Source organism: uncultured Bifidobacterium sp. (assembly GCF_959020145.1).
Taxonomy (GTDB): domain Bacteria; phylum Actinomycetota; class Actinomycetes; order Actinomycetales; family Bifidobacteriaceae; genus Bifidobacterium.
In genome coordinates this window covers 111,877-125,395 of sequence record NZ_CAUEQY010000002.1, presented here as the reverse complement: position 1 = coordinate 125,395, position 13,519 = coordinate 111,877, and the positions used below count along the sequence as shown (strand labels likewise).

The following is a 13,519-nucleotide window of genomic DNA, read 5'->3' as shown; positions in this document are numbered from 1 at the left end:
CGGATATGGTGGGGGCCGATGGCATCACTCGGATGTCACCGGCCCCCACCATATTTCGAACATCATTCGGCGTGAGCCGCCGGCTTCCTCGGCACGTAGATGACCTTGTCGATCAACGTCCGGTAATGTTCAACCACTGCCTGCCTGCGGGCCTTCATGCTCGGCGTGACCAAACCGTTCTCCTCAGTGAACTCGTCGGGAACGATTTCGAACTTGCGGATTGATTCGGCACGTGAGGCGAGCTCATTGGCTTTGTTGACGGCACGCTCCACTTCCGCACGCACAATGAGATTCTTCGAGGCTTCATCCAAATCAGCGACCTGTTCCGCTCCCTTGGATTCCAGCCATAGGTTCGTCTCCGCCAAATCAAGGGAGATGATTGCGGCGATGAATGGCTTGCGATCGCCGATCATGACGCATTGGCTCACCACCGGCGAAGTCATGATGGATGCTTCCATCTCGCATGGGGAGACGTTCTTGCCGCCTGCGGTGATGATGAGATCCTTCTTACGCCCGACGATGGAAACGAAGCCGTCATCATCAATGGAGCCGAGATCACCGGTATGCAGCCATCCATCGACAATTTGCTGCTTGGTAACGTCAGGATTGTTGTGGTATCCGGCGCATACGGCAGGGCTCTTTATGCACAGCTCCCCTTCTTCGTCGACCCCCATGGTCACGCCTTGCAGAGGCAAGCCGATGGTGCCGATCTTGTAGCCTTCGGTCGGATTGACGCTCGAGGGGGCGCACGTTTCGGTCATGCCGTAGCCTTCCAATAGCGGCAGACCGACACCGTTGAAGAAATGCGCGATAGAGGAATCAAGCGGCGCTCCGCCGGAGACCGCATACTCGACGTGGCCGCCGAACACTTCCATGATTGACGAATACACCAGCTTGTTGTACAGGGCATGTTTTGCGTTCAGCGCGAGTGGAATGCTCCCACCGGACTGCTGAGCATGCGACCAATCGCATGCCGTCTGGGTGGCGTCAGCGAAAACACGTCCCTTGAAACCGGCTCCGGCCTTCTGCGAGGCCGCATTGTAGATCTTTTCGAAAATCCGCGGCACGGCGAGGATGAACGTCGGTTTGAACGCCTTGAAATCGGCGAGAATGGTCTTCAGATTGCTGGACAGACCGAGTGAAACGTTTCCGGCAAAGCAGAAGAACTGCATGTATCGGGCGAATACATGGGCGAGCGGCAGGAACAGCAGCAGTCGACGATTCGGTTTCATGGCGATGTCCGGCATGGAGTTGACGCCGGAATAGGTGATGAACACGAAATTGGCATGCGTCAGTTCAACGCCCTTCGGGGTGCCAGTGGATCCCGACGTATATACGATGGTGGCTAGATCGGAGCCTTTGACCGTTTGTTCACGTTCAAGGAATTCGGCGTCGGAGACCGCGCGGCCGTATTCGATGATCGTGTCAATTGCACCAAGTCCGATGACGTACACGTCGCCAAGATCCGGGCACTGATCACGGACGGATTCGATTTTGTCGCGCTGGAAATCATCCTCAGCGAACGCCATCTTGACATTGGCATCATTGAAAATCATCTTCACCTGCGCCGGCGAATTCGTTTCATAGACCGGAACGGTAAGGGCGCCGATGGACATGATGGCCACATCAAGCGCGGTCCACTGCCAGCAGGTATGCGCGATAATGGATACCGAATCTCCAGGCATTACGCCACGAGCGATAAGTCCTTTGGCGAGGGCGACGACCTTGTTTTTGAACTCCGCAGCGGTGAACGCCGCCCATTCGCCCTGAGCGTTCTTGTATTCGACAAGATTGTCGTCAGGAGTGCGTTCCACACGCTCCTCAAGTACTGAGAAGATGTTTTTGTCCGAGTCAATTCCCTGTTCCAAAGGGCGCGTGTATTCCTTGATCATAAGCTTCTCGCTCCTCGAAATCTAATGTACAGACAGCATTATAGCCGGAATACCGCACTTTTTCTTTAAGGCCACGACCCCAGGACAACGACAACACCCGTGGATATGGCCGTTACAACGGTTTCAGTTCAACCCGCATCGACCTCACTCTGCCCGACGGATCCGCATAATCACGTCCTCCGCTCTTGAGGCCCCAATGCAGGCATCCATCGGCGCAATGTTCCGAGCCACCTTCAACACGAGCGAAACGCTCCCCCTTGGCGATGACGGCCCCGACCGGTCGCGTAGTGACCGCGGGTTCAAACGTCGACGTCAGGCTTCCCGTTTCCGCACCGTGGCGAAGCGTTACCACGGATTTGCCCGCCACTTTGCCACTGAAGGCGACCACACCATCCGCGGGCGCGATGATGGCGTCTTGCGGCCGTGCACGCAAATCCAAACCGCGATGCCCAGGCAACCATTGTTTAGCCGGCGCATCATATTCGCCGATTACTTGCGCGTGCTCCAAAGGCCACTGCATTGATGTGCGGCATGCCGCTTGTGCGACTTCATGCGCCACGTCATCAGCCGATTGCGCGTATGCCGACGCCGTAGGTTGCGCGCAGCATATCGTGAACGCGATGTTCGCCAATACGCATACGGCCATCGCCGCGGCGCACCGGTGCCGGTTGCGCTTGTCAATGTCATCGGACATCTTATTGTGTCGAACACGACGACGGTATTCCCATTTGTTCATGAGGCCTCCTGTGGTCCGCGTCTCTATCGGGGAATCGATATCATGGCACGTTCGAAGACCGCCCGTCGACTTGGAACGACCTTGTGGTCGGAGAACAACACTTATCCACAGATGCCGGGCGTGTCGCGCCATGACATGCCAAAACGCCACCGAACGTGGCATACGATGGGACGCATGAGTGACAACACTACGCAACGCAAGGCATTGCAGCAGTTGGAGAGCGAGCCGTCCGAGGAACGCATCGCCTACTACCGCAAGCCATTCATGGTGCTATGGGCCGCCATTCAGGAGGCTTCAAGCGAGCTGCAGGACGATTACACGCTTTCACCCGAATTGTCCCAGTTATGGGTTGGCGAGCAAATACGGCAGGTTTCGGATTCGCTAGTGGATCGGCTCGCGGAAATCGCCGTGGCGCATGGCGAGTCAAAATCGAATGTGGCACGTGCGGCCAACGCAAGTCCCGACAACGTCATACGTCGCTTCCCTCGACTCAAGGCTGATGCGGCACACGACCGCACACTCATTGACGACGTGCTCGATTCGTTGGAATAGCAGCGAAAAGTTCTTATGGAAACAAAAAAAGCCCTTGGAAAACCAAGGGCTAAAAAGCTCCTGCGACTGGGCTTGAACCAGTGACCGTTCGATTAACAGTCGAATGCTCTGCCAACTGAGCTACGCAGGAATATGTTCCGGAGTACCCGAAACTGCGCTCCTGCGACTGGGCTTGAACCAGTGACCGTCCGATTAACAGTCGGATGCTCTGCCAACTGAGCTACGCAGGAATGTTCCCACCGGAAGACTTAGCTTCCGTGCACAAGTCACATATATTACACGAATCAGCCATTTACGCAAATCATACGTATCACAGCGTGTCGCAACGTCACCATTCAAGCTCTTCGATATCCATCGGATGCTCGTTGACCTCAATCGATGACACACGTCCATCATGCATGCGAATTACACGGTCCGCAATCGGCGCAATCGCAGAATTATGCGTCACGATCACCACTGTCGCGCCCTTCTTGCGGCTCATGTCCTGCAGAATGCGGAGCACTTGCTTGCCGGTGTTGTAGTCAAGCGCGCCGGTCGGTTCGTCACACAGCAGAATCTTCGGATTCTTCGCCACCGCTCGAGCGATCGCCACACGCTGCTGCTCGCCGCCCGACAACTGCGCGGGAAAATTGTCGACGCGGTCCGCAAGCCCTACGTCGGCGAGCGCCTGTCGGGCGTCTTGTGCGTCGGGAACGATTTGTGAGGCGAGTTCTACGTTTTCGCGTGCGGTGAGGTTGGCGACGAGGTTGTAGAACTGGAATACGAAGCCGATGTCGGTGCGGCGGTATGCGGTGAGTTGTTTGGGTGTGTAGTTGGAGATGTCTTTGCCGTCGATGATTACTTGTCCTGAGGTGTTGGCGTCCATGCCTCCTAGGATGTTGAGCACTGTTGATTTGCCTGCGCCGGATGCGCCGAGGATGATGGCGAGTTCGCCTTGTTCGATGGTGAAGGAGACGTTGTCGTTGGCGGTGATGGTGGTGGATCCCATGTGGTAGAGCTTGGTGCTGTTTTTCATTTCGATGTATGCCATGTTCCGCTCCGTTTTCTTGTTTGGCGTCCATGCCGTTTTTGTTTGTTGTTTTTAATATACGACTAAAGTGGTGTTTGTGGTTCCACGCCGAGGGAAAGGATTTTCCATGGATGTCTCCGATGATGCCGACCGTTTGCAGACGTTGTTGTATAGTTCCTATTCCGCCGATGTTGTCCGGCAGTTGGAGCGTCCTTTGTTGGATGATGGTGTGCCGTTGATGCGTATGGCTGCTTCTGCGGTGGCTCGTGTGACGTTGTCGTTGCTTGATGATGAGGATTTGGATGTTGAGGATGCGCGGGTCACGGTGTTGGCTGGCGCTGGGGACAATGGTGGCGATGGCTTGTATGCGGGGGCTGAGTTGGCGCGTGAGGGTGCGCAGGTTACCGCGGTTGCTGTTGGCCGTTCGTTGCATGAGGATGCGTTTAGGGCGTTTGTTCGTGCGGGTGGGCGTGTGTTGGTGTTGGATCCGGCGGCTGATATTTCTGGGTGCACGTCTGGTTTTTCCGCGGGTGAGGCTGGTGAGCGGCTGCAGGCTGCGGTCGAGTGTGCGCGGGGTGCGCATGTGGTGCTTGATGCTATGACGGGGATTGGCGTGGTCGGCGCGTTGCGTGGTGTCGCTGGCACGTTGGCTTCGTCTTTGGGTATGGATGGCGTGTTGCCGGACAAGCCTGCGTTGCCGAACAATGACCCTTCCGCTGATTTGCCGTTGGTGGTGGCCGTCGATGCGCCGTCGGGTGTGGGTGTTGATGATGGTTCGTTGCCGGGGCCGTATATTCCTGCGGATGTGACGGTGACGTTCGGTGCGATGAAGCCGTGTGCGATGGTGCCGCCGGCTTCGTATGCTTGCGGACGGATCACGTTGGTCGATTTCGGTTTCGATGTCGATGATGCTGTTCCGTTTGCCGAGATGACGGATGGCGATTTTGTGGCGGATTCGGTTCGTCTTCCGTCTCTTGCGGATGGCAAGTATTCGCGTGGAGTGGTTGGTTTGGTGACTGGTTCGGCGCGGTATCCGGGTGCTGCCGTGTTGTCGGCGAGGGCCGCGGCGTGCGCGAATGTGGGCATGGTGCGTTATCTGGGGCCACAGCGTGCGCAGGATATGATATTGGCCGTGTTGCCGGAGGCTGTGTTGGGCAAGGGCCGGGTGCAGTCGTGGGTGGTTGGATCCGGTGTGCCCGCCGAGGGTGACGTTGCTTCCGGTGATGACATGCAGCGTGCGACCATTGCCGCGCTGCTGGATCATTACGCGTTGGAGGATGGCGATGGCTCGCGGAACGAGCGGGCGGAGGGCATGCCTCCCATTGTGGTTGATGCCGGCGCGTTGGATTTGCTGCCGTGCCATGTTGTGCCGCAGGTCGTTATCACTCCGCATGCCGGCGAATTGGCCGCATTGCTGAATCGGTTGGATGCCGATATGGCCGATGTTGTTTCCAGGCAGTGGGTGGAGGCCCGGCCATTGCGGGCGGCGTTGCGCGCGCATGAGCTTACGGGGGCCACGGTGCTGCTTAAGGGCGCGGTCACCATTGTGGTTGGAGCTGATGGAGATGGGAACACGCGGATCATCCTGTCCGGGCGCGCGCCTGCCTGGATGGCCACCGCCGGTTCGGGCGATGTGTTGGCCGGCGTGTTGGGCGCGTTGCTGGCGCAGCAGGACGACATGCTGTCCGACGATCCGGCTTTGGTTCCGGAGGTCGCCGCGGCCGCCGCGTATATGCATGGGCTTGCCGGCGCGATGGCCAGCGGGTCGGAGCAGCGCGGATGGCATCGTCCGCATCTGTATGGGCATGCGGGCAAGACTCCGGCGAGCGCGATCGGGCATCCGATTGTTGCCGGTGATGTCGTCGCGGCTGTTCCCCGGGCTTTTGGCGAGCTGCTCCGCTGACCGTTTCGTGGAGGGTCATTCCACTGATTTCAGTGCTTCGAGCATGTCCACCGTTTCGAGCTGGCGGTATACGATCCAGCCGAGCACGGCTAGTACCACGGCCACGACGATGGCCGGGGCCGCCAATGCGATCCAGCTGATGGCGGGGTCGAACATGACTTCGTCGGGTGGCACTTCGGTGATGATGTATCGGTGCAGCCATTCTCCGAAGCCGTATCCGGCGAGTATGCCCAGCAGTGACAGCAGGATCGTTTCGCGGTAGATGTACATCGTGGTCTCGCTGGTGTGGAAGCCGAGCACTTTGATCGTGGATAGCTCGCGTATGCGTTCCGACACGTTGAGGTTGGTCAGGTCGTAGAGGATCACCACGGCCAGCAGCACGGCCACGAGAATCAGCACTTCCATGATCTGGTTGAGCGATCCCACGATTGTGGACACCATGTTCTTCTGCGTCGTGTTCTGCACGACGCCGCGCACGGCGGCCAGTTTCATGAATTTGGCGCCTTGGCGTTCCGTGTTGGCGTTGCTGTGGTCTTTCAGTCTGACCATGTATGCGTTTGTGCTGTACTGGTCGCCGAACACGTGTTCGTAGCATTGCGCGTTCATGAATATGAAATGGCCGATGTACATTTCGCTGATGCCGGCGACTTTGATGGTGCGTTGCGCGCCGTTTTCGTCGTTTACCGTGAAGGTGTCGCCGACCGAGACGTTGAGCATTTCGGCGAGCCGTTCGGAGATTACCGCGCCATTGTTGACCAGTATCTGTGGTTGGTGTGTTTTGCGGTCGCGTAATGTCAGGTATTCGTTGAAGTTGTATGCGTCGTCGGTGGCCAGCAGGGTGATCGACTGCTTATCGTTCTCCTTGCCTGCGGTTTTCGACAGTTCCTCGTAGCGCACCGCTGTCGAGGATTGGACGGTTTTGCCCTTCAGCGTCGTGGCGATTTCCTCGCGTTGCGCGCTGTTGGTGTCGGATTCCTCGGCGACGATCAGGTCGTAGTGGATGAGTTCCTCGAACTGTCGGTTTCCTATCTGTCCGATCGAGGATTGAACGGCGAGGCCGGCCGTCAGCAGGGATACCGCTCCGCATACGCCGAAGATCGTCATGAACATGCGTGTTTTGTATCGGAAGATGTTACGGGCGGTCACTTTGTGTGTGAAATTCAGACGGTTCCATAGTGGTGGGAAATGTTCCAAAAGAATTTTCGAGCCTTTGGCCGGCGGCTTGGGCAGCAGTAGGCTCGCCGGTTTTTCGCGCAGTTCCTTGGACGCGGCCAGCCATGCCGGCACGACGGCGCTTATCCATGCAAGTGCGAATGCGGCCATGGTGATCCAGGGGTGGAATTTGAGCATGATGTCCGGCATGGTGAATCCCGCGCTGTATGCGTGGGCGACGATAAGCGGCAGCAGCGTGTGGCCGGCGAGCACGCCGATGCATGTGCCCAGGGTGGATGCGGCGAATCCGTATACGGTGAATTTGAGCATCACATCCGCGTTGCCGTAGCCGAGCGCCTTCAACGTTCCGGAATTGGTGCGTTCCTCGTCCACCATGCGTCCCATGGTGCTGAAGGTGACGAGCGCCGCGACGAAGTAGAGGAAGATCGGGAAGATGTCCGCCAGTTTCGCCACGATGCCTTCGATGACCATGTACACGCAGTAGCCTTGCGAGGTCAGGCCTTCGCGGCGGCCGCTGACGGAATAGGCCGGGACGGTGAGATTGTCGATCTTCTCCTCGGCGAGGGTTATCTGCCGTTCGGCTTCGGATATCTTGCGTTCGGCTTCGGGCTTCTGCGCGTTGAATTCGGCGAGTTTGCTCTGGTATTCCGTTTCGGCCTTGTCGATGTCCCTCTGGCCTTGGATAAGCTGCGTGACGCCGTCTGCGACTTGCTTGCCGGCCTGCGACACCGCTTTGCCGAGCTCGTTTTGTTTTTCGGCTATCTGTTTGGATGCCTGTGCGAGATTGTCCGCATTGCTCCGATACGCCTGCGAACCTTGGTCGAGCCGCGCTACGGCGTTCTGGTATTGTTGCAGTCCCGCATTGTAGGCGTTCAGCTGTCTGTTGTATTCGGCGCAGGCTTCGTTGTACTGGTTGATCGCCATGTCGTATTTGCCGCGTATTTGTTCGTAGAGTTTGCCGGTGATGCCGGTCTGTTCCCATTTGCCGAGCGTCGCGCCGACTTTGTCGAGCACGGTTTTGCTTGTTTCGAGTTGTTCTCGCGCCGCGTCCAGCTGCGTTTTGCCGTTCGCCAGCTGGTTCCATGAATCGGAGAGCTGGTTCTGTCCTTGAGCCAGTTGCGTCCGTGCCGCCTGCAGTTGCGTCTGTCCGGAGGCGACCGACGCGTTGGCCGAGGCCAGTTGCGCTTGCGCCGTGGCCAGCTGGGCCGCGGCCGCCAAGTCCCACATCGACCAGCGTCTGCACTGGATCGGCCGCGTTCTTGACGAGTTCGGAGGCGAGTTCCACGTTCTCCTTGGCGGTGAGGTTGGCCACCAGATTGTAGAACTGAAACACGAATCCGATGTTGTTGCGCCGGTAATCGGTCAGTTGCTTCGCGTTGAAGTCCGAGATGTCGACGCCGTCGATGATGACCTTGCCTTCGGAATTCGTGTCCATGCCGCCCAGGATGTTGAGCACCGTCGATTTGCCGGCTCCGGATGATCCCAGAATGATCGCAAGCTCGCCGCGTTCGATGCCGAAACTCACATCGTTGTTGGCGGTGATTGTGATGTCGCCCATATGGTAGCGCTTGAAGCTGTGCACCATTTCGATATATGCCATCGTCGGCCCCTTCCTAATGCTTTCCACTAGGACACCCGTCTATTCAGACAACATGTTGATTTAATTTCGGATTGATTGTATGTTCGAAATGGTCGGCATGACAATCATCACAATCTCCGAAAACGTCTAGATTAGCCTTTTTCAAAAACCCAAGCGAGCCTTTCCGCCCCAATGACTTTCAGGAAACGCCGCACGCGAAGACGAAAACGTCCTTCACGAACATGGGTACGGTACACTGGCGGAAGACAGACGCACGCTACAAGAAGGGTTTCCCGATGACCGTTGCAGTTCCGACCATCACCGACGTCGTTTTCGATTTCTGCGGAGTGTTGCTGGATTGGCGGACACGGGCATGCCTTGAAGGCAGATTCGACGACGCGACCGTCGACCGCATCTGCGCCGACGACGACCCCTGCGGCTTCTTCGGATACGAGGACCGTATGGACGCCGGGGAGGACTTCGATTCGATATGGCCCGATGTGGTGGCCGAGCAGGGAGAACGCGTCGCCGGGATCTTCCGTTATTACATCGCGCATTACGACGACGCGCTGCCACGCATGCTGCCCGGCATGGAGCGGCTGCTGCGCGATCTGAAGGCGGCCGGCTATGGCGTGTGGGGATTGACGAATTGGTCCCATGAGACGTTCCATTTCGCATTCGAGAAGTTCCCGCAGCTTGCCGAACTGCTGCAGGGCACCGTCGTCTCCGGCGTGGAGAAGATGCACAAGCCGAACGCCGACATCTACGAACTGGCGATGAGCCGTTTCGGCCTAAGCCCCGAGAGCAGCGTGTTCCTCGACGACACCGCGAAGAACGTCGCCGGGGCGCGGTCGGCCGGCATGCACGCCTTCCGTTTCGTCGACGCCGACCAGGCGCGCAGGGACCTGGAATCCTTGGGCGTGCGCGTGTGAGCGCGGCGGACGTACGCCTGCGTCCCGCGGAACGGGCCTCGGCCATGCGCCCATATCATCGTCCGCTGTAGGCCGCACATCCACCGACCGCGTGTCCACTATGCAAAACGAAGCGCTATAAATCGTCGTTTCGTAAAGCGACGCTGGTATAAATGGGCGTTATGACCCTCCTTCAGCTGAAATACATCGTCAAAATAGTGGAATGCGGCTCCATGAACGAGGCCTCGCACGAGCTGTACGTATCCCAGCCCGCGTTGAGCTCCTCGGTGAAGGAGCTTGAGAACGAGCTCGGCATCGAGATCTTCACCCGTTCCTCCCAAGGCATCGCGTTGACCGTGGACGGCGCGGAATTCCTCACCTACGCGCGTCAGGTCCTCGATCAGGCGTCACTGCTGGAGGAACGGTACAAGAACGCGAAACCCCGCAAACAGCTGTGCTCCGTGTCCACGCAGCATTACATGTTCGCCGTGGAGGCGTTCGTGGAGATGATCGACTCCACCAAGTCCGACGAATACGAGTTCACCATCCGCGAGACCCGCACGAAGGACATCATCAACCAGGTGGCGAACATGCTTTCGGAGATCGGCATCATCTACCTGTCCGACTTCAACAAGGACGTGATCGGCAAGCTGCTGCGCGAGAAGCATCTCGAGTTCCATCCGCTGTTCCGCGCGCCGTTGCACGTGTTCATCTCGCGCGACAATCCGCTGGCCGGCAAGAAGAAGGTCACCATGGACGATCTGAAGCCGTTCCCGTTCATCCAATACGAGCAGGGCGAGGAAGGCAGCTTCTTCTTCGCGGAGGAGGCCGTCTGGCCGGAGTACTCCCCCAAGCAGATCAACGTGACCGACCGCGCCACGATTCTGAACTTCATCATCGGCCTGAACGGCTACACGGTGTGCACCGGCATCGACAACGGCGATCTCAACAACGAGAAGATCGTCACCGTGCCGCTCGACACCGATGAGACGATGCTTGTCGGATGGATCACCAATGAGCGCGCGAAGCTGTCCAAGGCCGCCGAAACGTACTTGGAGAAGCTCAAGTCGGTGGTCGCCAGCCACGGCTACACGCTCATCGACTGACCCCGGAACAGAGGAACCACAACGAAAAGGCACTGTACTGCCCGAAAGCAGCACAGTGCCTTTCTGTCATATCCGAGACGACTATGACAGCCGATGAGCGCGGTTCAGCGCGAACGCCGCAGTCAGGCGCCGTACTGTTCCAGGTACGCGTCGGCGGCGGCCTTGATCTCCGGTGTGACGTACGGGGTGCCGTCGGCGTTCTGGATGTGCTGGCCGGCTTCGAAGATCTCCTTCACGTTGGCGATGGCGAACACCGGGAAGCCGAATTCGGCTTCGACGGCCTTCACCGCGGACGTGTCGGAATCCTTGGTCTTCTCCATGCGGTCCACGCTCAGTACCAGGCCGATGACCTCGACGTTCGCCTCGGCCTTGAGCTTCGGGATGACCTCGCGCACAGCGGTGCCGGCGGTCATCACGTCGTCGACGAGCAGGACCTTCATGCCGTCCGCAAGCTGCGTGCCGACCATCATGCCGCCGTCGCCATGGTCCTTCTTCTCCTTGCGGTCGAAGGTGTAGCCGACCTCCATGCCATGGGCGGACGTCAGCGCGATGGCGGTGGACACGCCCAGCGGGATGCCCTTGTAGGCAGGGCCGAACACGGTGTCGATGTCCTTGGGCAGGTTGCCCGCCTCGATCTCCTCGACAATCTTCTCGGCGTAGAACGCGCCGAGACGGGCGATCTTGCGTCCGTCGTTGAATGCGCCGGCGTTGATGAAGTACGGCGACTTGCGGCCGGACTTCAATGTGAACTCGCCGAATTTCAACGCCTGCGATTCCAGCAGGAACTCGGTGAAACGATGGTCGAGCGATGCGGTCATTTGCTTGTTCTCCTTACATTGATCGATTACGAAATTTCAGCGCCAGGTCTCGCCTTTGGCGAGCTTGTCGGCGAGTTCGGGACGTTCGTCGAGCAGATCGTCGAGTTCGCGGGCCACGCGCAGCGGCGCGGTCGGCTCGAACAATGCGGCCGCGCCGACTTCGACGGCGTTGGCGCCGGCATACAGGTATTCGAGCGCGGTCTCGCCGGAGTCGATGCCTCCGATGCCGATGATCGGTATTTCTGGCAATGCGGCGCGCACGCGCCATACCGCAGCCAGTCCGACCGGCAGGACGGCCGGGCCGGACACGCCGCCGGTGACGTGCGTGATGACCGGCTCGCCGGTGCGGATGTTGATGCGCATGCCGAGCAGCGTGTTGATCAGGCTCAATGCGTCGGCTCCGCTTTCCACCGCGGCTCGTGCCGGCACGGTGATGTCGGTGACGTTCGGGGTGAGTTTGACGATCATCTTCTTGTCGGTGAGCTTGCGCAGTCTGGTGATGAGGCGGCTCAAAGCCACCGGGTCGGTGCCGACGCTCATGCCGCCTGCGGACACGTTCGGACAGCTCACGTTGATTTCCAGCATGTCGGCCGGGGAATCGTCGAGCTTGGACACGACTTCCGCGTAGTCGTCGTCGCAGTGTCCGGCGACGTTGGCGATGACGGTGGCGTTGATGGCCTTGAGTTTCGGCAGATCGTCCTCAAGGTAATGGTCCACGCCGGGATTCTGCAGGCCGACGGCGTTGATGTTGCTGGAGGGGCCTTCCGCAGTACGGATGCCAGGATTGCCTTCCCATGGCACCGGAGACACGCCTTTGGTGGTGACGGCGCCCAGCTGGCTCACGTCATAGAACCAGCGCACGGCAGCATATTGGAACGTGCCGGAAGCGGTCGCCACCGGATTCTTCCACGGGATACCAGCCACCTGGGTGGGATGCTTCCATTCGTGCTGTTCGTACAGGTTCGCATGTTGTTCTGCGGTCATGCTCACTCCCCCCATCCCAATTGTTCGCGGGTGAACACAGGTCCGTCCGAGCAGACCTTCAATCGTCCTTCGGCGGTGTCGACGGTGCACAGCACGCATGTGCCGTATCCGCAGCCCATGCGCTGTTCCAAGCTCAGCTGTGCCTCGATGCCGCGTTTCGCCGCCCATGCGGCGACGGCCTTCATCATCGGCAACGGCCCGCATGAGAGGATGACCGGCTTCAGCTCGCCGTTCACCAGTTCATTTTCAATACGGTCAAGGAGCGTTACGACATTGCCTTCGGATTCGTCGATGCTGTATGTCTTGTCCGCGTACCGGCCGACGTATCCGTCTCCGAAACGCACGTTGCGGTATCCGAACACCGCGGTGCTCGTCGACCCCTCCGATTCGGCGATGGCCTGCGCGGCGCGCACCAGCGGCGGCACGCCGAGACCGCCGGCCACCAGCACGTAGTTCGCGTTCTCCTTGGTGTTGAAGGAGTTGCCGAGAGGACCCATCACCCGAATGGTGTCGCCCGCACGCAATTCGGAGAATTCGGCGGTGCCTTTGCCGACGACGGCGAAGATAAGGCTCACCTCATCGCCATCCACTTCGGCCACGCCGAACGGGCGGGGCATCAGTCTGCTCGGATTGTTGGAATACACGTCGACGAACTGCGCCGGCTTGGCATGTCCCGCGATGAATTCGTCGCGGAATGTCAATCGGTACACGCCATCGGCCAGCATGCGGTTGTCGACGATTTCGACCGTGTGCCTGCTGGGGAAGAATCCCGCTTCCCTCGCCTGGCCGACGGTCGGCATGAACGTTGCTGCGGCGGTCATGACTCCCTTTCCTGTGTTTCGTTCGATTGTTCTGG

The 13,519-nt window shown here is 58.9% G+C and carries 11 protein-coding genes, 2 tRNA genes and 1 pseudogene; 4 read left to right on the top strand and 10 right to left on the bottom strand.

The window, feature by feature from the left end:
* Positions 1 to 62 precede the first annotated feature (62 nt).
* Entirely contained in the window at positions 63 to 1,892 is a 1,830-nt protein-coding gene (locus tag Q5H33_RS01500) for a long-chain fatty acid--CoA ligase (RefSeq protein WP_302422645.1), read from the bottom strand.
* A 112-nt stretch (positions 1,893 to 2,004) separates the two neighbouring features.
* Entirely contained in the window at positions 2,005 to 2,628 is a 624-nt protein-coding gene (locus Q5H33_RS01495; protein ID WP_011743162.1) for a M23 family metallopeptidase, read from the bottom strand.
* A 174-nt stretch (positions 2,629 to 2,802) separates the two neighbouring features.
* Between Q5H33_RS01495 and Q5H33_RS01490 the strand changes: the two genes are divergently transcribed.
* Positions 2,803 to 3,180, top strand: coding sequence for a hypothetical protein (locus tag Q5H33_RS01490; protein WP_003809340.1), 378 nt, complete (start codon positions 2,803 to 2,805; stop codon positions 3,178 to 3,180).
* 57 nt (positions 3,181 to 3,237) lie between these two features.
* Here Q5H33_RS01490 and Q5H33_RS01485 read toward each other — a convergent pair.
* From Q5H33_RS01485 to Q5H33_RS01475, 3 genes are all read right to left on the bottom strand, one after another.
* Positions 3,238 to 3,310, bottom strand: a tRNA-Asn gene (locus Q5H33_RS01485).
* Positions 3,311 to 3,337: 27 nt separating this feature from the next.
* Positions 3,338 to 3,410: transfer RNA gene (locus Q5H33_RS01480), tRNA-Asn, on the bottom strand.
* 98 nt (positions 3,411 to 3,508) lie between these two features.
* Positions 3,509 to 4,210 carry an ABC transporter ATP-binding protein gene (locus Q5H33_RS01475; protein ID WP_003809341.1) on the bottom strand — a complete coding sequence of 234 codons (702 nt, stop codon included), beginning with the start codon at positions 4,208 to 4,210 and terminating at the stop codon, positions 3,509 to 3,511.
* A gap of 106 nt (positions 4,211 to 4,316) precedes the next feature.
* Here Q5H33_RS01475 and Q5H33_RS01470 point away from each other — a divergent pair, with 106 nt between their 5' ends.
* Positions 4,317 to 6,092 (top strand): bifunctional ADP-dependent NAD(P)H-hydrate dehydratase/NAD(P)H-hydrate epimerase, encoded by a 1,776-nt coding sequence (locus Q5H33_RS01470; RefSeq protein WP_124917189.1) that lies wholly within the window; start codon positions 4,317 to 4,319, stop codon positions 6,090 to 6,092.
* 15 nt (positions 6,093 to 6,107) lie between these two features.
* Here the strand turns inward: Q5H33_RS01470 and Q5H33_RS08395 are convergent, their stop codons facing one another.
* Complete coding sequence (locus tag Q5H33_RS08395) at positions 6,108 to 7,640, bottom strand: ABC transporter permease (protein WP_308286019.1); 1,533 nt, start codon at positions 7,638 to 7,640, stop codon at positions 6,108 to 6,110.
* A gap of 841 nt (positions 7,641 to 8,481) precedes the next feature.
* Positions 8,482 to 8,865: pseudogene (locus Q5H33_RS01460) on the bottom strand (ATP-binding cassette domain-containing protein); the annotation flags it as partial.
* 275 nt (positions 8,866 to 9,140) lie between these two features.
* Between Q5H33_RS01460 and Q5H33_RS01455 the strand changes: the two are divergent.
* A complete protein-coding gene (locus tag Q5H33_RS01455) occupies positions 9,141 to 9,776 on the top strand; it encodes an HAD family phosphatase (RefSeq protein ID WP_021913284.1) in 636 nt (211 codons plus the stop codon).
* 161 nt (positions 9,777 to 9,937) lie between these two features.
* On the top strand, positions 9,938 to 10,861 hold the full coding sequence (locus Q5H33_RS01450) for a LysR family transcriptional regulator (protein ID WP_033499525.1): 924 nt from the start codon (positions 9,938 to 9,940) through the stop codon (positions 10,859 to 10,861).
* Positions 10,862 to 10,983: 122 nt separating this feature from the next.
* On the opposite strand, the gene pyrE is transcribed toward Q5H33_RS01450, so the two are convergent.
* The 3 genes from pyrE to Q5H33_RS01435 are packed head-to-tail and all read right to left on the bottom strand — an operon-like array spanning position 10,984 to position 13,484.
* Complete coding sequence (gene pyrE / locus Q5H33_RS01445) at positions 10,984 to 11,679, bottom strand: orotate phosphoribosyltransferase (protein ID WP_003809359.1); 696 nt, start codon at positions 11,677 to 11,679, stop codon at positions 10,984 to 10,986.
* A gap of 36 nt (positions 11,680 to 11,715) precedes the next feature.
* Positions 11,716 to 12,663 (bottom strand): dihydroorotate dehydrogenase, encoded by a 948-nt coding sequence (locus tag Q5H33_RS01440; protein ID WP_011743304.1) that lies wholly within the window; start codon positions 12,661 to 12,663, stop codon positions 11,716 to 11,718.
* A 2-nt stretch (positions 12,664 to 12,665) separates the two neighbouring features.
* Complete coding sequence (locus Q5H33_RS01435) at positions 12,666 to 13,484, bottom strand: dihydroorotate dehydrogenase electron transfer subunit (protein WP_011743303.1); 819 nt, start codon at positions 13,482 to 13,484, stop codon at positions 12,666 to 12,668.
* Positions 13,485 to 13,519 lie beyond the last annotated feature (35 nt).

What these genes read in the sequence shown, in the direction of transcription:
- Q5H33_RS01500 (WP_302422645.1), bottom strand. Translation starts at nt 1,892, where the DNA reads ATGATCAAGGAATACACGCGCCCTTTGGAACAGGGAATTGACTCGGAC.
- Q5H33_RS01495 (WP_011743162.1), bottom strand. Translation starts at nt 2,628, where the DNA reads ATGAACAAATGGGAATACCGTCGTCGTGTTCGACACAATAAGATGTCC.
- Q5H33_RS01490 (WP_003809340.1), top strand. Translation starts at nt 2,803, where the DNA reads ATGAGTGACAACACTACGCAACGCAAGGCATTGCAGCAGTTGGAGAGC.
- Q5H33_RS01475 (WP_003809341.1), bottom strand. Translation starts at nt 4,210, where the DNA reads ATGGCATACATCGAAATGAAAAACAGCACCAAGCTCTACCACATGGGA.
- Q5H33_RS01470 (WP_124917189.1), top strand. Translation starts at nt 4,317, where the DNA reads ATGGATGTCTCCGATGATGCCGACCGTTTGCAGACGTTGTTGTATAGT.
- Q5H33_RS08395 (WP_308286019.1), bottom strand. Translation starts at nt 7,640, where the DNA reads ATGGTGGACGAGGAACGCACCAATTCCGGAACGTTGAAGGCGCTCGGC.
- Q5H33_RS01455 (WP_021913284.1), top strand. Translation starts at nt 9,141, where the DNA reads ATGACCGTTGCAGTTCCGACCATCACCGACGTCGTTTTCGATTTCTGC.
- Q5H33_RS01450 (WP_033499525.1), top strand. Translation starts at nt 9,938, where the DNA reads ATGACCCTCCTTCAGCTGAAATACATCGTCAAAATAGTGGAATGCGGC.
- pyrE (WP_003809359.1), bottom strand. Translation starts at nt 11,679, where the DNA reads ATGACCGCATCGCTCGACCATCGTTTCACCGAGTTCCTGCTGGAATCG.
- Q5H33_RS01440 (WP_011743304.1), bottom strand. Translation starts at nt 12,663, where the DNA reads ATGACCGCAGAACAACATGCGAACCTGTACGAACAGCACGAATGGAAG.
- Q5H33_RS01435 (WP_011743303.1), bottom strand. Translation starts at nt 13,484, where the DNA reads ATGACCGCCGCAGCAACGTTCATGCCGACCGTCGGCCAGGCGAGGGAA.